18 protein-coding genes and 2 tRNA genes are annotated in these 21,694 nt (G+C 46.3%); 5 read left to right on the forward strand and 15 right to left on the reverse strand.

The window, feature by feature from the left end:
- The first annotated feature begins 3 nt into the window (after nucleotides 1–3).
- Complete coding sequence (locus HU147_RS19590) at nucleotides 4–84, forward strand: hypothetical protein (RefSeq protein WP_369075686.1); 81 nt, start codon at nucleotides 4–6, stop codon at nucleotides 82–84.
- 74 nt (nucleotides 85–158) lie between these two features.
- On the opposite strand, the gene HU147_RS12410 is transcribed toward HU147_RS19590, so the two are convergent.
- From HU147_RS12410 to HU147_RS12435, 6 genes are all read right to left on the reverse strand, one after another.
- The gene (locus HU147_RS12410) at nucleotides 159–809 is read right to left on the reverse strand and encodes an acetyltransferase (protein ID WP_224076549.1); all 651 of its coding nucleotides are present in this window, start codon (nucleotides 807–809) and stop codon (nucleotides 159–161) included.
- Between the two features lie 28 nt (nucleotides 810–837).
- Nucleotides 838–3,270 (reverse strand): transcriptional repressor LexA, encoded by a 2,433-nt coding sequence (lexA, locus tag HU147_RS12415; RefSeq protein WP_224076550.1) that lies wholly within the window; start codon nucleotides 3,268–3,270, stop codon nucleotides 838–840.
- Nucleotides 3,271–3,499: 229 nt separating this feature from the next.
- Nucleotides 3,500–4,405, reverse strand: a complete 906-nt coding sequence (locus HU147_RS12420; protein WP_224076551.1) for an AEC family transporter — start codon at nucleotides 4,403–4,405, stop codon at nucleotides 3,500–3,502.
- A 199-nt stretch (nucleotides 4,406–4,604) separates the two neighbouring features.
- A tRNA-Leu gene (locus HU147_RS12425) sits at nucleotides 4,605–4,684 on the reverse strand.
- A 10-nt stretch (nucleotides 4,685–4,694) separates the two neighbouring features.
- Complete coding sequence (locus HU147_RS12430; RefSeq protein WP_224076552.1) at nucleotides 4,695–5,990, reverse strand: glycosyltransferase family 2 protein; 1,296 nt, start codon at nucleotides 5,988–5,990, stop codon at nucleotides 4,695–4,697.
- 154 nt (nucleotides 5,991–6,144) lie between these two features.
- On the reverse strand, nucleotides 6,145–6,939 hold the full coding sequence (locus HU147_RS12435; RefSeq protein ID WP_224076553.1) for a glycoside hydrolase family 16 protein: 795 nt from the start codon (nucleotides 6,937–6,939) through the stop codon (nucleotides 6,145–6,147).
- Nucleotides 6,940–7,550: 611 nt separating this feature from the next.
- Here HU147_RS12435 and HU147_RS12440 point away from each other — a divergent pair.
- The 3 genes from HU147_RS12440 to HU147_RS12450 all read left to right on the forward strand — a co-directional run bounded on the left by HU147_RS12440 (nucleotide 7,551) and on the right by HU147_RS12450 (nucleotide 10,195).
- A complete protein-coding gene (locus tag HU147_RS12440; RefSeq protein WP_263427847.1) occupies nucleotides 7,551–8,426 on the forward strand; it encodes a LysR family transcriptional regulator in 876 nt (291 codons plus the stop codon).
- Nucleotides 8,427–8,594: 168 nt separating this feature from the next.
- Nucleotides 8,595–8,774: a hypothetical protein gene (locus HU147_RS12445; RefSeq protein WP_224076555.1), complete on the forward strand. Its 180-nt coding sequence runs from the start codon at nucleotides 8,595–8,597 to the stop codon at nucleotides 8,772–8,774.
- Nucleotides 8,771–10,195, forward strand: coding sequence for an amidase (locus HU147_RS12450; RefSeq protein WP_224076556.1), 1,425 nt, complete (start codon nucleotides 8,771–8,773; stop codon nucleotides 10,193–10,195). The genes HU147_RS12445 and HU147_RS12450 overlap by 4 nt, the downstream gene beginning before the upstream one ends.
- 131 nt (nucleotides 10,196–10,326) lie before the next feature.
- Here the strand turns inward: HU147_RS12450 and HU147_RS12455 are convergent.
- Nucleotides 10,327–10,410 (reverse strand) — tRNA-Leu (locus tag HU147_RS12455).
- 463 nt (nucleotides 10,411–10,873) lie between these two features.
- Here HU147_RS12455 and HU147_RS12460 point away from each other — a divergent pair.
- Nucleotides 10,874–11,488 (forward strand): hypothetical protein, encoded by a 615-nt coding sequence (locus HU147_RS12460; protein WP_224076557.1) that lies wholly within the window; start codon nucleotides 10,874–10,876, stop codon nucleotides 11,486–11,488.
- Between the two features lie 144 nt (nucleotides 11,489–11,632).
- Here the strand turns inward: HU147_RS12460 and galU are convergent, their stop codons facing one another.
- The 8 genes from galU to HU147_RS12500 form a co-directional block, all read right to left on the reverse strand.
- Complete coding sequence (gene galU, locus HU147_RS12465) at nucleotides 11,633–12,511, reverse strand: UTP--glucose-1-phosphate uridylyltransferase GalU (RefSeq protein ID WP_224076558.1); 879 nt, start codon at nucleotides 12,509–12,511, stop codon at nucleotides 11,633–11,635.
- A gap of 221 nt (nucleotides 12,512–12,732) precedes the next feature.
- Complete coding sequence (locus HU147_RS12470) at nucleotides 12,733–14,733, reverse strand: acyltransferase family protein (protein ID WP_224076559.1); 2,001 nt, start codon at nucleotides 14,731–14,733, stop codon at nucleotides 12,733–12,735.
- Nucleotides 14,734–15,125: 392 nt separating this feature from the next.
- Complete coding sequence (locus tag HU147_RS12475; RefSeq protein ID WP_224076560.1) at nucleotides 15,126–15,383, reverse strand: hypothetical protein; 258 nt, start codon at nucleotides 15,381–15,383, stop codon at nucleotides 15,126–15,128.
- Nucleotides 15,384–15,555: 172 nt separating this feature from the next.
- A complete protein-coding gene (locus HU147_RS12480) occupies nucleotides 15,556–15,714 on the reverse strand; it encodes a hypothetical protein (RefSeq protein WP_224076561.1) in 159 nt (52 codons plus the stop codon).
- 135 nt (nucleotides 15,715–15,849) lie between these two features.
- On the reverse strand, nucleotides 15,850–17,136 hold the full coding sequence (locus HU147_RS12485; protein ID WP_224076562.1) for an ATP-binding protein: 1,287 nt from the start codon (nucleotides 17,134–17,136) through the stop codon (nucleotides 15,850–15,852).
- A gap of 381 nt (nucleotides 17,137–17,517) precedes the next feature.
- Nucleotides 17,518–18,930, reverse strand: coding sequence for an alanine/glycine:cation symporter family protein (locus HU147_RS12490; RefSeq protein WP_224076563.1), 1,413 nt, complete (start codon nucleotides 18,928–18,930; stop codon nucleotides 17,518–17,520).
- A 603-nt stretch (nucleotides 18,931–19,533) separates the two neighbouring features.
- Nucleotides 19,534–20,865, reverse strand: a complete 1,332-nt coding sequence (locus tag HU147_RS12495) for an NCS1 family transporter (protein WP_224076564.1) — start codon at nucleotides 20,863–20,865, stop codon at nucleotides 19,534–19,536.
- A 92-nt stretch (nucleotides 20,866–20,957) separates the two neighbouring features.
- Nucleotides 20,958–21,692, reverse strand: coding sequence for an aspartate/glutamate racemase family protein (locus HU147_RS12500; protein WP_224076565.1), 735 nt, complete (start codon nucleotides 21,690–21,692; stop codon nucleotides 20,958–20,960).
- Nucleotides 21,693–21,694: the final 2 nt, after the last annotated feature.

The raw sequence follows: 21,694 nt of genomic DNA on the forward strand, positions 1-21,694 counted from the left end.
TATATGCGCTACTACAACGAAGACCGGATTCTCGAAAAATTAGGCTACCTGGCACCCAAGGAATTTGGGGCGCAAGCAGCCTAATAAAGGTGTTTTATATGTGTCTCAAATCGCTATGTCAGTCTAGGCCTGATAAAAGTCTTCTATTAAATTCTCCTTTATTGGGTTGCAGATTCCTGCTTCCCTTCTTCTTTTGCCGCTATTTGCGCTGGAACCCCAAGGACCGTCGTAAATGCCTTCACATCTTCCAGTACGGCAGACCCGGCACGGACAACGCTCCACTCGCCAACCTGCTTAGTAGGAACGATGCTTGCCCCTGCCTCGACCAATGCACCCTCATCAATCGTTGCCACACCCGCCACCGTAGCACCGGGTGAGATATGGACGTAGTCGCCGACTGCACAATCATGTTCCACAACAGCCCGTGAATTGATGATGGAATGGCTGCCAATCTGCGCTTCTGCATTAACCACTGCACCGGGCATCACCACAGTTCCTTGGCCAAGCACTGCACTTGGGCTGACGATTGCACCTTTATGAATAGCAGTCGCATATTGATCATCACGCAACCCGAGAGATTCAACAATCTTTCGCCTCACCGCATTCGCGCCGATGGCCACAATCACTTTCGCTGATTCCTGTTCGATCAAAGAATGCACTTCCAAAACGGGGCCAAACCAGCAGCCGGATTCTTTGAAAAGTTTGCTGTACTTGTCGTCGAGTTTGGCGATTACTTGATGGCCGCAGGAAGCCAGATTGTCCGTGATGACGCGGGCGTGGCCGCTGTCACCGATCAAGATGATGTTCATAGTCATTCCCCCTAAGTCAGCCGATCCCTTATTTCTTCATAACCCCAATTACCCGTCCGTTGATCCGGACATCTTCGCTTCTCATCAAAATCGGTTCATATGCCGGGTTCTCAGACACCAGCAAAATATCGTTGCCCATCGGCATGTATTTTTTCATCGTCGCTTCTTCGGCAATGACCGCGATGACAATATCGCCATTTGATGCAGAGTTTTGTGCATTAACAATGACAAGGTCTCCTTTATCGATGCCTGCTCCGGTCATGCTGTCGCCGGTAACCGTCAGCGCAAACGTCTCGCGCGGCGACACGAGCCATTCACGCGGCACGTAGTAAGAGGTTTCGTAAGACTCCGCAGCAAGCGATGGCAGGCCCGCTGCGACGTTGCCAATCAGCGGAACAGCGGCTTTCTCGTGTACTTGGAGTTGCACGTCACTGCCTGCTTCACTTACTTCGATATCTTCTGCCGAATCCACATCGATTGCGTAAGTGTAGTCCCGGCCGTTCTTTAAGTTTTTATAAAGCCGGCGATTTTTCATTTCCGGCAGAAACTGCGGCCGGCATTTCGGCAAGTCCTGCACTTCTTCTCCGTTGCGGTCGATGATTTTCAGTTCCAACCCGTCTGTCGCAATGCCGTAAAATGCCCGGCTGTCAGCCTCCAAATACGATTTTAGCTGGACCAGCGCTTCGTCAATTCCGCTCCCGAAGTGCTTTACTTCTGCAATGATGTAAGGCCGCGCTTCACCTGCCGTATACACCATCACCGCAATGTCGCAATACCCTTTTTTGGAGAACTGCTGGACCCCGAATTCAAGTTCCATCAATTCATACGGATAGCCGTACGTTTCCCGCAGTTCCCTCACAAGCCACTGGCGGATGACTTCTTCTTTGGAATGCAGATCCACGAGCTGATCCGTCAGCTGATAATCGGTCATTGGAATCGATTCAAACGGCTTTAAAGATGCGTCTTTCTTCATCCGCAGATGCTTGCGGTTGATTTCCTTGATGAACTTGGACGGCTTTTTCACTGAAGACATATACAGCAGTTCGTTGGCCCGGGTCATGCCGACATACAATAACTTCCGTTCATCCGACTCCAATGTTTCCTGGTCTTCCGCATCTGCGTACCGGTCCGGCGGAATCAGTCCGCTGTTCAAATCGATCAGGAAAATCACTTTGAACTCCAGCCCTTTGATCGAATGCATCGTCACGAGCTTCACCCGGTCGGATTCAAAATCCGGTTCACTGTTCTGCAGGATGTCACTCGGAATGCCGGCCGCGTTCAACCCCGACGCCATGCTTTCAATATGGCGCTTTTCCCGGGCTACGACGCAGATTTCCGATAACGCATAATCATTCTGAAGCATTCGGATTTCCTCAATCAAAAACTGCAGCTGCTGCTGAGGCGTCAGGAAAAACCGGTAAATCGGCGGATGGCCATGGCGGTCAATCAAAGCGGGTTTAACAAAATCGACGTTCGTCCGAATACTTTCGTCCGCTTCGATAAGATGAAATGCTGCTGTTGAAATTTCCGTCGTCGTCCGGTAGTTCTTGCTCAAAGCGCGCGACTTCCCGCTCATGTCATAGCCAATCGACGTATAAGGACGCCCTTTCCCGAGCCACGACAGCGGATAAATGCTTTGCGTATTGTCCGCCACAAACAACAGCGACGAATGGTCTTTTTCCCGGTACAGCTCTTTTAGGAACAGCAGCTGTACACGCGTCAAATCCTGGCTTTCATCAATCAAGATATGGGTGTAGGCATGGAAACGGCTGCGCCGTACTTCTTCCAGTGCATACAGATTCATCTGCTTGAACGTCGTCAGCCCTTCTTTTTCAAGCAGTTCTATAAAATGGATGTACACATCGAAAATGGCAGCCCGCAGCTTCGAATTCTTCAACAATTTCTGCGGCGTTCCGCCGTCTCCTGAAGAACGCCCGACGCGGTCTGCTGCCTGGTAGGTTTCCACATCCGTCATCGCACAAGCCAAAATCCATTCCACTTCATCCAGCAGAAACTTGCTGTTTTTCGGTGTCAGCACTTTGACATCCGGATAGGATTTCTTCACGTGATGAATCGCCAGGACCATGAGTTTGTGCATTTTTTCGAAAGGAGCAATTTCCAGCTTCTTATTCAGCCGCTTCTGATAGCGCATAAACTCTTTATACATTAAGCTGTCGATGTTCGTAATATCCACTTCCGCGTCCGAAGAAAACAACTGGGCGGCCGACAATTCATCTTCATCCGCCAGCCGTGCATACTGATGCTTTATATACTGAAGCAATGTTTTATTATAAGTGACCAGCAAGATCCGGTCATCGTCTTCATGGCAATAATGGTCTTTCAGGAAATTAAGGCGGCGAATCGCTACGGTCGTCTTCCCTGACCCCGCTACACCTTTTACGAGCATCGGGCCAGTCGGTTCCAGTTCTACGATTCTGCGCTGTTCCACGTTCAATTTCATGCTGACACCTCCGCATTACTTACAAGTTCTACCTTTATTCTATGAATATTGTCGTAAAATAGCAAGTTGATTTCTGAGTCTTCAGAATCCGGAGAGGCCGTGTCTATTAAAAATATTTTAGGTCTTTAATAAAACAAAACCCGTCGGGCGATTTGCTTCATCACCGGACGGGTCTATTCATGTTCTGGCATAATTCTTTATTCTTCATTTCGCCTTTCCTTTTAAACTCTTACAGCAACAGCAACAACACAGGAATGGTGACAATGCTTGCAAGCGTACTGACAAACATGGCGCTTGAAACCATATCAGGGTTCATTCCGAATTTAATGGCGAGCAGGGTCGTTGTCGCAGCTGTTGGTGTAGCAGCACCTATCAATAGCACTTTTGCTTCCAGTGCCCCTGTTGGATAGATCAAGAGCAGCAATGCATAAGCAAGTGCCGGAAAGGCGATTAATTTGAACAGTGTCGCCGTTCCGATAAACTTGATCACGCTCTTCAACTGGATTGAAGCAAGCGTGATGCCGAGCAGTGTCAACATTGTAGGAATCGATGCCTGCCCAAGCAGCCCGGTCGCATTTTCAATGGCTCCCGGTACCGGTATGCCGGCGATTTTCAGCAGGAGCGCTAAGAGGATAGCGCTAAATCCGGGCATCCGCACCACGGTCAAAAGGATATCTTTTTTCGGGACTTGCGCATGATTGGAGGCATAAAACACTCCGGCTGAATTCATCAAAAGAGACTGCATGACCAAATAGATAATTCCGATTGCCACCCCTTCTTCCCCAAATGCAAAAAGGATGATAGGCAGCCCATAATTCCCGGCATTCGGAAATCCCGAAGCCAGCATCAAGGTATTTTGGTAAGCTGTATCCCAGCTGAAGATTTTCCCGGCTATGTAGACAAACAACGCAAATAACAGAAATAAGGCAAACGCAAAAAGGACAATCCGCCCGAGATCCGCCATATCCATTTCAGAAGTCGATACCGAATAAAAGAACAACGCAGGGCTAAAAACATAAATTGACAAATCGGAGACCGACTTCGAATTGATCGACATGTATTTGCCAACGATAAAGCCGACACCCAACAATAGGAAGACCGGCAAGACAACATTCAAAATTTCTGCAATGACCAATTGAGCTCACATCCGATGCTAATCTAGGAAGGCTTCTTCCTTAATCATTAAGTTTACGGAAAGTTTCATAAAAAAACCAGTCAGCCTTCAAGGCTCTCGTATTTAGCAGCACCCGCTTCACTTCCCTGTAAAGGACAATCAATAAAACCCGCCTAATAAAAGACGGGCTTCATCATATTCTTTCTATAAATACATTGTATGCGGATGAAGGGAGTCGAACCCTCACGGTGTTTCCATCACTAGACCCTGAGCCTAGCGCGTCTGCCAATTCCGGCACGCTATAGAATAATTATAAATCCAGTTTCTTTAAACTTTCGGGTTCTTGGACCGATTCTAAGGCAATCGCCGTTGATACCTCGACAAGCATTGGAATTTTGCTGATAGCGTCTTCCGGATAGATGGAAACCAATCCGGTCCGGTCCACTTTATTCCAGGCATGGTTTTTTTGTAAAAAGTAAGCGATGGTTCCGTATAAAAAATAATAGGTATCCAGCATGCGGTAAGTTGGATATTCAAAAATCGAAAAGATGAAAATTTTGGCGTAATCGATTACTGAATATCGATGGCCATAACGGACCGCAATCCGGTAAGAAGTCAAGCGCAAGCTGATCTGCAGGACTGCTGTCATGATTAAGAGAACGAGCGTCAGACCGACAAGATTGCCGGTAAAAACCGAAATAACCAGCAGGAACGTAGTGATGATGCCAACGCTGCCGGGCAAAAGCGCATCTAATATCATGAACATGACCAGTTTCCAACCTAAATTGTGGATTTTTTGCTTGTTGTAGATTTTTAGCGAATCCAAAAAGCCTTTTTGCCATCTGACGCGCTGCTTAGATAAGTTCTTGAAATCCGCCGGGACTTCTGTATAGCATTGGGCTTTCGGGACAAACAACATGGTGCAGTTTTTGTATTTCTGATGGATCAGTCTTTGAAAATTCAGTGTGATTTCCATATCTTCTCCGATGGTTTTTTTGTAGCCGCCTACTTCAAACATCGCATAACTTCTAAATGCTCCGAATGCTCCTGACACGACGGACATCAAACCATACTTCGATTGCACCAGCCGCTTGACGTAGAATGACATCATATAATCCGACAGTTGGTATTTGACCAGCCCAAGCCCTTTAAATTTCGGCTTGCCTTTTTTGTACATTTGCCCGACATGCACCATTCCGCCGGTCGCAATGACAAGAGGGTCTTGCATTGCCTCATTAATATGTATGAGGGCGCTTTTTTCCAGGACACTGTCTGCATCAAGTGTAATGATGATATCCCCTGCGGAGTGGTCAGCTCCAGCGTTCAAGGCGTCCGCCTTTCCGCCGTTCACTTTGTCAATGACATTGATATGAGGATACATAGCAGAACAATATGTGGCCTTGACGGATTCGTAAACCAGTTTATTCATTGCTGGAAGTTCACATTCCTTGAGGTGCAGCAATTGCTTCAGCAAGTCGATGGAGTCATCTTTCGAACCGTCATTGATAATGATCAGCTGGTAATTTTCGTAGTCCAAGTTGCGGAAGCCGTCCAAACAACTTTTCAGCACCATCGCTTCGTTATAGGCTGGTACCAAAATCGTCATTTTTTGTTGAGGAATATCCTTGCGGATTTTCTGGTCATGCTTAGAAAGCTTTACAGAAAGAAACATGTACATTAATTGTATTGAAAAAAATATCGCAAAGAGCACCAAACCGGTATATAGCAGAATCTCCATTTTCCCCACTCCTAAGTATGTTTTATTTTTTGTAATACTTGATCCAATCCACAAGCAGCTCTTTCGGAAATCCCGTAGCGCCATCCGGTTCCCCTACCCAATCGCCTCCCACCCCCGTATTGATGAACAAATACATCTCTTCATTAGGGAAATGGGCAGCGGCCGTGTAAACCGGAGCGCCGTCAATGAGGAAAGTGATCCGGTCTGGATGCCACTCGACTCCATACGTATGAAAATCCCGGGTCAAATCCGGCTTTTCCGCAAAACCGTATGTCTTTGCGTAAATCCCCCGATTATCGTAGTGGAGAGTCGACCACGCTTTGTCCGGCTCCTGGCCCAATATTTCGACGATATCGATTTCCGGAAACTCTTTGCCGTTGTTCGTCCAAAGCCAGATAGCAGGCAGAAGTCCGGTTCCAGAAGGCATTTTGGCCCGCACTTCGATTTTCCCTTGCTGGAAAATCACTTTTCCTTTTGTTGTCACTGCACCAGAGGTATAAGGCATCTCTTCAGACCATTCTTCTTTTGTTGTAATTTTTAATAGCCCATCGCTAACGCCCACATTCCGGGGAGTGTAATGCTGTTTCCGGTTGCCGTGCCCAAAAGCGTCATCCAGAACATTCCACGAATCCGGGTTCAATTCAGTGCCATCAAAATCTTCCTGCCAGGCAATTTTCCAGTGCGCATCCGCTTCAATTTTCCCCATTACCTCCTCGTTCCTTCCAATAAGGTTTTCGAGTTTCTGATCTACCGCCGTATCTTCCGGCGTGCAATACAACATCACCGAAGTGCAAATCATGTGAACGATCTTTTCCATTTAAAAACCCACCTATTTTCTTGATTTGATAACATTTTTTCTTTTAATCCTTTAAACCGAAACACCAACCAAGCTCACAACCTGTGCGATTTATTGAAATTTTATTATTTTGGTGGTAAAAAACACATCCTTTAGTCATGTAATTAATTTTTATACAATTTATCATTTAACTTTTAATAGGTGAATAGTTATATCTAATCAACTATTTTCTCAATTTATAGATAAATTAGAATTTTCAATGCCGTTTGATTAAAAGAAAACAAAAAAAGAAAACCGCCCTGCATCCTCTTGAAAAAACCCAAGAAGTACAGAACGGCTGTATATTGATATATAGCTATATATGTTTTTGCCTTCAATAACCCTTTAAAAGAATTAGTTGCCTTTAAATGTTTACTTTATGTTTCATTCGGGTATACAGTCGCCGATTACCGGATTAGAAGGATGAAGAATATAATATTCTTTCAGTACATCTAATCCTTTAATGATTTCCTCCAAAACCCATAATCTGGGTAATTCTAAGTAAAACGACTGTGAAAATCAAATTTTTATCATATAGGAGTATTTTCCTCTTTGCTCTTCAAAAAGGTTCAAATTTGCACAAATGCTGTCATTTGCAGTATGCCCTGACCTTGGTGGAAGAAAAGAACTTTACAAAAGCTGCCAAGAAACTTCACCTCGCGCAGCCTTCGCTAAGCTACCAAATCACCAAACTCGAAAAGGATCTGGGCGTCCAATTGTTCATCCGCGAGTACAACGAAGTGGTGCCCACTTACGCTGGCAGTGTCTTTGTGTCCTATGCCATCAATATCCTCAACCAGTACCGCTACCTAAAAAACGAAATCACCGATATTTCCGAGTTGAAAAAAGGAGAATTAACGATCGGCAGCCTGGTCAGTGCAGGAGCCCATCTCCTGCCGAACGCCATCTCCGCTTTCCGGAAAGAATTTCCGGGCATCGAACTTAAACTGGTGGAAGACACAAGCCACGAACTGCAGGACATGGTCGCCAGCGGAAAAATCGAAATTTGCCTCCTTTCCTTGCCGATCAAAAACCATGGCATCGAAACGGAAAATATTTTAAAAGAAGACATCTATCTGGCGGTTCCCCCGGACCATTGGCTCTCGGCGTATCAGGAAGTGGAACTGTCGATGTGCAAGGAAGAGCCTTTTATCGCGTTGAAGAACACCAATACGTTCCGCACTCAATCGGATGAGTTGTGCCTGGAAGCCGGGTTCGTCCCGAACATTGTCTTTGAAAGCACTAACATCAACACTTGCCAGTCGCTTGTACTGGCCGATATCGGCATCACCATCGTCCCGAAAATGTTTTTGGACGAATCGGAGCTCAAGGAAAAACCGAAATATGTGCCCTTCACGATCAACGGCAAACGGCTCATGCGGACGCTCGTCGTGGGCTATAAAAACATCGGCTATGTTTCCAAAGCGTCACGTGCATTTATCGAGATTCTGAAAAGCATCAGCGAATAAAAAATCGTCCGGCGATTCCACAATCACTGGATGGTTTTTAGGGAACAAAGCGGCTTCCCAAATTTAATATTTGTAATATTCCGAACTCCGAACAATTTGTGATAAAGTGAATCTAACATCTCTGTGCTTACATAATTTTTCATCATTATCCGAATGGGAGGAAAAGGAATGGCACAAGACATTTTGAAAACCTTGGAAGACCGCGGCATCGATGTACCGGAACACCACGTAGACATGCTGGTGAATCAGTGGGCAGCTTTTCAAAAGCTACGTGCAACAGTAAACCAGGAAGAGCTCGCTGATTACGACATTGGTTTGACTCATGTTCCAGGAGGTGATGGGAAATGACGCAGGAATTGGCAGCAAAATCGATTGGGGAACTGGCCCCGCTTTTGAAAGACAAAGAAATCTCCCCTGTTGAGCTGACGGAAGCGGTTCTGCAGAATGTCGAACAGTACGACGGACAAGTGAACGCCTATATCGAAATACAGGCCGACCAGGCAAGACAAGCTGCGCAGACAGCCGAAAACGAAATGGCTAATGGCCAGTACCGCGGTCCACTGCATGGCATTCCGATGGCGTTGAAAGACATTCTGTATTTCAACGGGGAAACCGCGACAATGGGCTCTGAAATCCATCGCCATTTTGTTCCGGAGTTTGATGCAACGGTCGTTGCGAAATTGAAAAGTGCAGGCGTGGTTTTTACCGGCAAACTGAATATGCACGAGTATGCCTGGGGTGCGACCACCACCAACCCCCATTTTGGCGCGTGCAAAAACCCCTGGGATCTCAGCAAAATCCCCGGCGGTTCAAGCGGCGGATCCGGAGCGGCAGTTGCAGCCGATATGGCCATTGCGTCACTTGGCACCGACACGGGCGGATCAATCCGGATTCCTGCGGCCAGCTGCGGCATTATCGGCTTGAAGCCGACGCACGGCAGAATCAGCAAATTCGGCTGTTTCCCGCTGGCCTGGAGCCTTGACCATATCGGCCCCATGACCAAGACCGTCCATGATGCAGCCTTGCTGCTGGAAACTTTGGCGGGTTATGATCCAAAGGATCCGACATCCGTAAACAAACCGGCACGAAGTTACAGCACGCTCCTATCCGAAGACTTAAAAGGCGAAGTGATCGGCATTGATGAAGATTACTTTTTCCGCAATGTCGACAAACGAGTTGATGAAGCGGTGCGCCAAGCGCTGAGTGAACTCGAAAAACTCGGGGCACGGATCGAACCGGTCAAAATCCCGTCTCTTGCCCAGTCCGAATATGCTGAACTGGTCACCATCACATCCGAAGCCAGCGCCATCCACCACAAAAACCTGTTGGAACATCCGGACAAATTCGGGGAGGATACACGCTTCCTGCTCGAGTTCGGTGAGTTGGTGACAGCCGTCGACTATTTGCAGGCTCAGCAGATCCGCCGGAAATTAAACAATGACTTTGCCCAAGTCTTTAAACGGGTCGATGTCCTCATCAGCCCGACTTTGCCGTTCCTTCCGCCTCTGATCGGCGACAGCACCGTCGACATCAATGGCCAAGTGCTAAGCTTCCTTGATGAAGTGATCCGCTTTACAGGACCCGGCAACTTGACTGGCCTCCCTGCTTTAAGCATCCCTTGCGGCGTCCGCGACGGTTTGCCGGTCGGCCTGCAGATTATGGGCCCTGCCTTTGAAGAAGAGAAAGTGTTGAATGTAGCCTATGCACTCGAAAAGCTCCAGCTCATGAAAGGCCAAAAACCCGAACTCGTTAAAACCGCTTCCCTTTAAACCAAACAAAACCCATCCGATGAGTGGATCATCTGGATGGGTTTCTTTTGTTCTGCCTATATCAATAACCGTTCGGATAAAAATAAAGCCCGCCCCATAGCAAGACGGACTTTCCGTAATTTTTCTGAAAATGCGGATGAAGGGACTCGAACCCCCACGGTGTTTCCACCACTAGACCCTGAACCTAGCGCGTCTGCCAATTCCGCCACATCCGCCGGATTAAAGAACACCACTAAATTTCTCTAACCATAATATGTGAATATTATGCCTTCGGCGCCCTTAAAATGTCAAGCATCTCTTAAAATGCAAACAATGAAAAGTCGATAAGACCATTTTAACTGGAGAATGGGCAATCAATTTATTATCTGCTTTTTCAATGCCTCCTTAGCTGCCTTCATCTATAAGCCCTTTTTGCAGCAAATCTCATCTAATTCTGAACTGGAAAGAACATTTCCGTTAAACCAAAATCAATATATTCATAATATTCTGATTTTATTGTATTTTTTTGATGTCAGCTGTGCTAAAATGAAAAGAACATAAGTCCGTTCGCTATTTAAGCTTTACATACTTTTAGAAGTAAATTCGATTAAAGAAGATTACTTAATGGTTATGAAGTCTATTTACTCGTCACTTTTAATTTCCTGTCCCTCCAACAACACTATGAAAGGAGCAGTTAAAATGGCAAAGCAAATGCCAGAAAACGTGTCTAGTTCCCAGCAGCCAAATGCGATCAACATTCCGCCGGCAGACCCAGCTCAAAAACAGCCAAAGGCTGCGGCAACAACCGCCGCTATGAATAATGCACCAACAACCAACAGAGCACCAAGAGCCCGGAATGGACAAAACCGAAAACCAGCCACTTTGGTCCCGGTTCCTCCGCCTGATGACACCTTGCTGAAGTCTGTGGAAGATCGGCTAGGCGACACCGCTGATTTTTACACGATGAACCAAAAACAAACAAAGCGTCTTCTTGCGTGGAGCGTTACGATGATGGTTGGGGGTCTGGCAGCATTAGGAGCTGCATGGACATACTTCTTTTTATATGGCATTCCTATCCTGCCTTTGGCCGTTCTCCTGAACGCACCTGCTATTCTTCTGTTACTAATCGGTGCATCATTTTTCGTCATGCATCATAGAACGATTCGAAAGGGCAATGAGCTGCACAAAAGACTGGCTGCTATTCAAGATACGCTGCTATCGGTGGCCATCACCAAAAACATGAGCGATCCTTCAGCCAAGGCACAGGCAGAGACCCTGTTAATCGACAGGTTGACCAGCAGAAACAAAGAGTGATTTTACGGCGGCCGCCAGACAAATTCTATGCCATGTTTCAATGAAAGCTACAGAAATGGCAGGGAATTTTAAGAACTCACCATTTTAAACGTCAAAACAGCTGTCCTAAAAGTCGATTGACTTTTATGGACAGCTGTTTTTGTTTTACTTTCTATTGTACGACTCCTGCAATTTCCGCTCAAACAACTCCAACAGTTTATCCCGCAACTCCGGACGCTGCAAGGCAAATTCAATGGTTGTCTCAATAAAGCCATATTTCTCACCGACGTCGTAGCGGCGACCGTCAAATTCATATGCATGCACAGGCTGCACACCGTTCAGTTTCTGGATGGCATCGGTCAATTGGATTTCCCCGCCTGCCCCCGGCGCCTGTTCCCCGAGGAAACCAAAAATCTCCGGCGTCAGGATATAGCGTCCCATGATGGCATAGTTGGACGGCGCAGTTCCAGCTTCCGGCTTCTCGACGAAACGGTCCACTTCGATCAGCTTCCCGTCGATGGAAACCGGATCGATGATGCCGTAGCGGTGCGTCTCGTCCTCCGGTACTTGCTGAACGCCGATGATGCTGTTGCCGGTGCCATCAAACTGCTTCATCAATTGCGCCAGGCACGGCTCATCGTTTTGGACGATATCGTCTCCGAGCAGCACGGCAAACGGCTCGTCGCCGATAAATTTACGGGCGGACCAGATGGCGTGCCCGAGCCCGAGCGGCTGCTTTTGGCGGATGTAGTGGATTTCCACATTTGATGTCTGCAGCACCGAATCAAGCATGTCCACTTTCCCTTTTTCGCGCAAAGTCGCTTCCAGTTCAAAGGCATGGTCGAAATGGTCTTCAATGGCGCGCTTGCCTTTCCCGGTCACGATGATGATGTCTTCAATCCCCGAAGCAATCGCTTCTTCGACAATGTACTGAATCGTCGGCTTGTCGACAATCGGCAGCATTTCCTTCGGCATCGCTTTGGTCGCCGGCAAAAAACGGGTGCCGAGCCCCGCCGCCGGAATGATCGCTTTTTTGATTGGCATATGCCTTACCACTCCTTATTTCACAGCTTGTATTCCGCTTCTGATTCGTCGGAACTTTCTAACGGATTAAAGAAAATTATACCACTGTTCCAGCAAATCCTTGAATATTATCCCGCTTGCAAGGGATTCACAGATGAAAATAATAAAAGCCTTCCTCAACATCCATTGATGTCAAAGAAGGCCGTCTTTAGGAATAGCATACTTAAATCTGTTTTATTCCTTTAATCCGTTTCCACACGCTCCAACGCCTTTTCCAAAGCCTCACCGATTACCGGCGCCATCGTTTCTACGTAGCGGGTCGTCAGGTGAGCGTCGTCCCGGTAGATGATAATATTTCCGATAACCGGAGGACAGGTTTCGTCGTCGCAGAAATAAGGCGAAGTATCAAAAAAGCTGACATTGCCAGGCAAGTTTTCGGTATTTTCCCACGGAAGGACCGCGGACAAAACTTCGTCCCTTGGAGCCGAACAGTCTTCTGCCGCTTTCGCGAGGCAATCAGCAATGTTCTGCGGCATTTTCGGGTTGTCCCGGACAGCGAAGATTTCCGTAATGCCTTCAAACGCTTTCCATTTCTCGACATAGCCGATAGGAACGGTGTCTCCAGCTTCGACAGTAGATGTCGTGAAAATCATGTCCGGCGGATTCTGTTTCAAGGTTTCGGTCACGTCTTCGTTCCATGCCATACAAGACTCTGACAAGCTACCTCCAAAATCATCTGTCGTAAACCGGCAGGCATCCTTGATGAAGACATCCACCTGCACGTTCAGCTCCGGAGCGATTTTCTCAAGTGCCGGGAACCAGTGGCCGGAATGCGAGCCGCCGACCAAGGCAACGATGTGATCCGGGTTCTCCGTCACACCGTACGAGCATTTCTTCACCGTGGCATCTTTCCCGTGCGAAGAACATACATGTCCTTCATAAAAGGACGGAAGATCGTCTTTGATCATGCCCATTGATGGAATCGGATCCACATCCTCTTCCGGAACGATGTTCTCGGAGATGGCGCGTGCGCCAGGATATTTTTCCATCGAATACTCCATCGCTGCTTCTTCGTTCATGCTTGCCTGGACATACAAATTCCAGGATGCGCCGACGACAATCACAGGCAGCGCAATCGCCACAAGCACTTTCGCGATCCGCCGCTTCGATTGCCGGACGCTCAACCCGCGCACCGGTGCTTCAATCTTATTAATGGAGAAGACCGACAGCACAAACGCCGCAGCGAGGATCGCTAAGCCCCCTAGCAGAGAAACCTCGTCGGTTTTGAAATAAGCGTAATAGGACACTAGGAGCGGCCAGTGCCATAAGTACAAGCCGTACGAAATGCTGCCGATGTACATCAGCGGTTTGGAACTCAGCAGCTTTTGCACGCCGAAGCGGCTGCTGTTTTCCGCTGACACGATGACGAAAATGACGCCAAACGTCGGCAGGAGCGCCGCATAGCCCGGGAATACGGTAGACACAGGCAGCACCATGCCGGTAAAGCAGATGACTGAGAGGCCAAGCCAGCCCATGACAAAACTGACCGTTTTATTGAATTTCAGGTACGGAATCAAGAGGGCCAAAATCCCGCCCAAACTGAACTCCCATGCCCGGGCAAAGGTATCGAAATAAGCCCATGGCTGGTTGGCATCCGTCATATAAACCGAATAACTCAACGAAACCGCAAAGATCGCGACGAGGACGGCCAGCAATGTTTTGCGGACCGGCGTCTTCAATATTTTCTTCGCCAATAGATAAACCGCCGTAATGATGAACGGCCACGTTATGTAAAATTGCCCTTGAATCGACATCGCCCAGAAATGCTGCAGCGGGCTCGCTTCATTGTTCTGCCCCAAATAGTCGACTGCGCTTGTGGCCAGCTGCCAATTCTGGAAATAGAACATCGAAGAGAAAAGCTCTGAAATCGTCTGCTTCCAAATGGTCTGCGGCAGCAGCCAAATCGTCAGCAATGCCGTAACCAATAGGACCGTGAACGACAAAGGCACAAGCCGTTTCGCCAGATTCAATAAATTCTCGATAAAATGTATTTTCCCATCGCGCTCCATCCGGGACAACAGGGAAGTCGTGATCAAATAGCCGGAAACGATGAAAAAGACGTCAACGCCTCCTGAAACCGACCCGATCCAAATGTGATAAACAGCAACCAGAAAAGCCGCTACCGCCCGAACGCCTTCCAGCTCAGGACGAAACTTTTTTTCCGGCATCCTTAAATCAGCCAAATCTACATCTCCTTCCAACATACGCAATAAATCATAAAACCCTATGTATATATTTAAGCCATCACTCTTTACTTTATCGCAAAATAGCAATGAATGCTTCCGTTTTTGATAAAAACTAAGGAATTTACATAAATTTAATGTTTGGAGGTGCGTATTGTTAGTGGATATTACCTAAAACTGAAGCACTTCAGTGTTCTAAAAAGGTATCCTATTTTACAATATCATCACTCATCAGAAAGCTTCTTACAAAATTTTAATTGCAGCACAGTAAAAATAGTTACGGCCTGCGTATCCATCAGATGTAAATGGCCGTTTTAAAAAGAGAATTTTATAAATAAAGAAGCAACAAAAAAAGAATGCCCTATCGGACATTCTTCATTCAGTGCCTTCATTTACTTAATTAACTCCACAATCACTCCATCGCTGCCATCTTCCCTAAGCTCTTTCGAAAAACTCAAAGCCTCATACTTGCTGTGCAGCTCTTCATCCGGTTGCTGAAAGACGAGCGCTAATGGCCGCAAGGCGATGTGCTGGTCGATTTCAGCTAACTCCTTCATGATTCCCGATTCGTTGGCTTCGAAGTAGGCTTTTACTTCTTTCAAGTCATCTGTACTTACTAGGTCCTCAATTGCTTGGATATTCAAATCCATATTGTCCTCCTTTTTGCCCCACTAGAGTTTTGAGCTCTTAACGCTGGATTGTTTCCATCCGGTTTGTCATCGCCCCTGACAGTTTTCAGCAGAGCGACTTACTCATTAATACTAAGGCCTTAAACTTTCCAGAAAATGAAAAAGCGCTCCCTATAGGAGCTGCCTCGCTTCATTATTCCATTTCTGTCAATTCTTCGATAGAACCTGTTTCTTCAAAAGCCCCGATGCCTTCTCTCAGCGCTTTTGCAAACTCGTCCTGGCTTTTGAAAAAGATCACTTGGTTTTCTGTTGCGTGGGCTTCTGCCCCGTTTACTTGGTTTGTTCTGTTCATATTCCTTACCTCCAACAATTAAAATTGATTATTTCCGTATCTACATTATTCCCTTTTCACTTTGCGTTAAACCTAAAAACCCAGCTAGAATCCGTTGCGGTTCTCGGCTGCTGGCACTTCCTGCTTTCCTCTTATTCAAATCGACTGCTGCTGGACTTCCACTGGACTGAACCGGGCGACAATCATATCTTCCCCTTCAGTTGAGAGAATCTGCAGAGCATCGTAAAGCGCATTGACCGTTTGCCATATTTTTTCTTCTGTATCTGCAACGATGTTAAACCGGCCAAACATTTGACCATAGGAACCCGTAACTTCTATTTGATCCCCAACACCCCGTGTCAAGACTTGGGAAATGACCGCGGGCATCTCTGCTATTTTGTCCAGTCCGTTAACTTCTCTTATTGTTCCATTCCCCAGAAGAATGGGCAGGTTGCAAGAAAATTGAGGCAGGCTGCCGTTGTCGTATTCTGCCAGATCGTATTGACCGATTGGTTTTCCTACAGCAAAGTCCAGCATCATGCCAAGCAGATTAATGCCTGTCTGTTTTTCAATGATGCGGTAATGCTGTTCGCCGCTCAACCGGAAGCCCATTTCGTAAATATAAAATGCTCCATTTTCAAAAAGCGATTGGATGAACACGACCCCGTTCTCGATTCCCATCCCCTGGATCATTTTTCGGATGGGTTGGTCCACCGTTTCGATAAACTGGTCCTGATGCCGGGACGGGAATACCATGGCAATCGGCAAAGGCGGATGCTCTTTGCTTTGCTTGTGCACATGGCGGTCGGCCGTTGCCGTAAGCAAAACTTCCTTGTTCTGAATCGTGTAAAACATCTGCACGCCGTAGGAATTGTCGATAAAGCGTTCCACGATCACTTTTTTCGATTTGGAAAACCCGAGCGCTTTTTGGTATCCCGCGCTTACTTCCTCCTCGTTGTAGCAGACCGTGATTCCCTGGCTGGCATAACTGTCCACCGGTTTGACGATGACCGGGAAGTCCAAGGCAGCCAGTGTTTCCTCATCCATGCTTCCGGCAAAAGGATACTCTTCAATGACCGGAACCTGATAGCTCCTGCAGTATTCCTTGAACTTATCCTTATTTGAACAAATGTCCAACTGCTCTTTTGTCGCATAAAAAGGCAGGCCGAGCTTTTCGCATAAGGTCTGGGCATGCCACGTGTTCACATCTTCAAACGCCGTGAAAATGCCATCTATCCCTTCCGCTTTCGCCAGCTTTGTGACTTCCTCGATTTCCGCTGTACTGATGTCGTAGGATTTATCCGCATAGCTTTTGGCCGGAGAACCGGCTTCTTTATCGATGACGATGGTGTAGAAGCCCCTCTTTTTGGCCGTTTCCACTACATTGACCATGTGGCGGCTTCCGCCAAGTATTAAAATTCTTTTCTTTTGAGTATCGGTCATTCAAAAAGCCTCCTCAGCCGGTTAATAAGAGCCGTGTTTCGGTTTGTCGCTTTTTTCTTTTTAAAGCTGCAAACCTGTACCTTTCATGGCAACTATACAGTACTTTATGTAGGGTTCATCATATATATAGTATCCATTTACCTAATACCAGCAACATTAACTAATCCTAATTTACCAGCATAGATAGAAAGTGTCAATTCAATTTCTGAATATTCAAGGTATTATTCTTAAATGTTCTCAATTGATAATGTATAAAATGCCAAACAGCAAACGATGGAACAGTACAGCCAGTTTGAAATCAATGACCGGATAATAGAAAAGCCTTGAATTCCCTACCGGGAAATTCAAGGCTCTTCACTTATTTACACAGCAGAGATCCAGTTAAGACTCATAACTCTCTCTAGCCGCTGCTTTCTTCGCTTTTTTCTCTTTCTGGTCTTTCTTATAATACGGATCCGATGTGAAAAACTCGGTGGTCAGTGCTTTTACTTTGTTGCTCAACAACAGGATGGCGATGACGTTCGGAATGAGTATCGCGGCGAGCATGATATCGAGGAAGCCCCAAATCACTTCTGCTGCTCCGACCGCTCCTAACACGATGGCAAGGATATAAACTACCTGCATGCCGTAGGAAGCTTTCATACCGAATAGGAACTCCGCCTGCTTCGCACCGTAGAAAACAACGACGAGTATCGTGGATAAGACAAAGAAAATCAAGGCGATGGTGACAAGGATTGAACCAAATCCACCAAAATACGATTCGAATGCCAGGCTCGTCAAAGCAGATGAATTGTCCATGGCTCCGTCTGCCGTCCAGACACCGGATGACAAAATGACAAATGCGGTCGCGGTACAGACGATCAGCGTATCGACGACCACGCCAACAACTGCCCAGAAGCCTTGTCTGACAGGATGATCGGTCATGGCTGCTGCATGGGCGATCGGCGCCGTTCCGAGTCCGGCTTCGTTGGAATAAAGGCCGCGGGCAAATCCCCAGCGAATCACTTCCACGATGGCTGCCCCGGCAAAACCGCCGACAACGGGCGCAGGAGAAAATGCGTTGCTGAAAATCAGCATAAAGAATTCCGGAACCGCACTGACGTTCATCAAGAGAATCACGACCGCGCCTCCGACATAAAACAACGCCATAAATGGAACGAAAATTTCCGTGACCTTGCCAATCCGTTGGATGCCGCCAAACACGACAATGGAGATCAGAACGGCAGTGGCAATACCCGTCCAGAGCGCAGGAATATTGAACGTCGTCTCGACCGTAGTGGCGATGGAATTCCCCTGCACCATGATGCTCGGGATCAATTCGATCATCAAGGCAAAGGAAAACCAGACGCCAAGCCATTTCATGTTCAAGCCTTTCGTCATGTAATACATCGGTCCGCCGACAAACTCGCCTTTGGCATTTTTCTCGCGGTACTCGACAGCGAGCACGCTTTCAGCGAATTTGAGCGCCATGCCGATCAGCGCAATGACCCACATCCAGAACACCGCTCCGGGTCCACCGAACATGATCGCCGCCGGCACCCCGACAATATTGGCTGCACCGATGGTAGAAGAAAGAGCGGACGTCAGCGCCTGAAAAGGCGTGACCGTCCCTTCGCCTTTCGGTTTCTTGAACACACTGCCGAAGGTTTGTCCGATGATATAGCCAAAATAACGAAATTGAAAAAATCCAAGTTTAAATGTCATATAAAGCCCTGATAACAGCAACACAGTGATGAGCGGAATCCCCCATAACCATGCCGAGAAACCAGCGACTTTCTGTAAAAAACCTTCCAACTGTTTTCCCCCTATAATATTTCAGTATACGGAATGTTTCCCTAGTAAGAACCGATTTAAACGGAAATCGGGAGACTTCTAAAAAATTATTAAGGGAAATCAGTGAGAAAGTGGAAACGGAGAGGTTTTTTATTTGCTGAAATCTTTTTCTGAATGAAATGATGACGAATAAATTAAAATGGAATTAAAATTTTTACCAAAAGTGTTATTTCACGATAAAAACTGCTTCAGGCTTAGCCGTTTAATATATGCAGCTATATCTGCCACACCCTATCTGAAGCAAAAGTGCCAATGGCGGACCGAATCGAGCTTTCCCCATACTGCTCGATCCCGCTTTACTGAGATGGCAGATTGCTCTCCGGCACCCGCATAGCAATGTGCTTGTTGATTTCCGAAAGCTCCTTAATAATTTTGGTCCCTTGGCTTTCAATAGTTTTACTTTCAAGAAATATTATAGAGTTATGCAAATGAAGTTTATCTCTTATTTTGCACTTCAAGCCAACTGTATATAAAAGGAGAAGGCGATTTTTCGATAAAAAAATGATTCTGGAACTTAACCAGAATCATTTCTTCTATAAAGCTGTTATTGTTTTATCTCCACATTCACTCTACTCTTGTCCGTGCTTCCTTTTTATAAAACGGCACCAATTGATATCCACCCCAATAAAGAAGTACGCTTAACGGGAGACTTACCATCCAGGAAACCGGAAGGAAGATGATGCCGACGATTCCGCTGGCGATTAAAACTCCGAGTCCAAGCCAATTATAGCTGACTTGCTGATTGTAATACTCCTCTACATCGATCTTTTGTTTTCGAATAAGGTAATAATCCGCTAGCAATATTCCCAAAAGCGGTCCCAAGAAAGCTGAGTAGAAAGCGATAAATTGGTTGAAAGCTGCACTAGTAAGAAGCAACCAAGGGAAAGTGACGATGCTTAGAACCCCTACTACAATCACTGCTACTCCCCACTTCATATCAAACATTTCAACTAAGACAAGCGCAGGTGGTTTGATATTTATGGTTAAATTCGTCGTGAATTGAGCGACGATGATAAAAATCATCATTGCGACCGCAACAATCGGGTTGGGAATGACAGAAACAAGGGCTTGAATCGGATCCCATATTCCAGTAGCTGCAGCAGACAGAATTCCGATCATTAACATTAATACAAACATGGGGACAATACCGAGAAAATGCCCCAACCAGTTATTTTTAGGCTTGTTTTCTAAATATCGACCTAAGTCCCCGTTATTGATTGATGCGGTAATCAGCACCCCGACTGATGCGGTAATGGCTACGAAAAATGGCTGTCCCCAACTTCCTGCAGCTGTCCAGTTTTCCGCTAATCGCAATCCACCCAACTGGATGATCTGATACAGGATATAGATCAGGAAGCCGAGCACCACAACAGACAATCCGGAATCAAACCATTTAATCGACTTGATTCCGAAATAGGCAATGGCTGTCTGAGCAACTTGGAAGAGAATAAAGAATAACCAAATATTTCCCCAACCCCAGATGGTCTCCGTGATATAAACCATAGCGCTTGCTCCAATCCAGGAACCGATACCGTACCAGAAAACTGCCGGAATCACGCGGATAAGGGATGCAATACGGGCTCCTTTATAGCCGAATGAAGATCTTGCTTGGACGATAAATGGAATTCCGTATTTTATACCGGGAGCTGAGTTTAAAACGAACATGAATCCTAGAATGATGGAGGAGATGATGGTGACCCAAATTGCCTGAACAATATTAAGTGAACCGCTCGGCGGAAGAAATGATTGTCCGACGATGAAAATCTGAATGACGACCATGGAGGAAACCCACATCGCAATATAACTCGGCAATCCAAATATTCGTTCACTATTCGGAATCGGATCCATTGAACTTCTTCGGGAATTTTGCGTCAGTTCAGAGGTAGGTGAAGACATATTAATCACTCTCCTGTTTTAGAGTATTATTGGCCTGGTTTCAAATGAAACGCTCCAGTGACCTGGAGCGTTTCATTTGATGGCTTGATGCTTTACTTATGGGCGAATTCTGTCAGCAATCCTGTGTATTCTTTTTTCTCGGGGTATTTGTATGTTTTCAATTTACTGGTTTTCTTGCCTAAATCCACTACCGATTCGGCAAATTTAACGGCTGCTACTACCCCATCGATTACCGGAACGCCGAACTCTTCTTCCAACTTATCAGCAAACTCCGCCATACCTGCGCATCCCAGCAATATCGCTTCAGCATCGTCTTCTTCTATAGCTCTTCTGCCTTCCTGTCTTAACATCTCCATGCCTCTTACTGGATCATTTTCAAAATCGATTACACATAAAGGCGTCGTTCTAATGTTTACAACCTTCTTCGACATGCCGTAAGAATCTACCAATTCTTCTAGCATTGTTTTTATTCTCGGCAAGACTGTTACTACTGAAAATCTCGCCCCTAACATAGAAGCCAAATATAACGATGCTTCAGCAATCCCGATAACCGGTTTATCGGTTAGTTCTCTAGCTGCATGCAATCCGGGATCTCCCCAACATGCAATTACAAATGCATCAACGCCCTCTTCTTCTCCTGCTTTTATTTCTTCCAATACTCCCGGAATACTTAAATATTCATCATAATAAGATTCAATAGAGATTGGTCCCATTTTTGGACTAACAGCGATTATTTCTGTATCAGGTCTTGCCATATGCTTGGCCGCATGTTCGATACTGCTTGTCATTTCCAATGTAGTGTTTGGATTAATCACTTTTATTTTCATTT

Origin of the sequence: Planococcus chinensis (genome assembly GCF_020071995.1) — a bacterium.
Lineage (GTDB): Bacteria > Bacillota > Bacilli > Bacillales_A > Planococcaceae > Planococcus > Planococcus chinensis_A.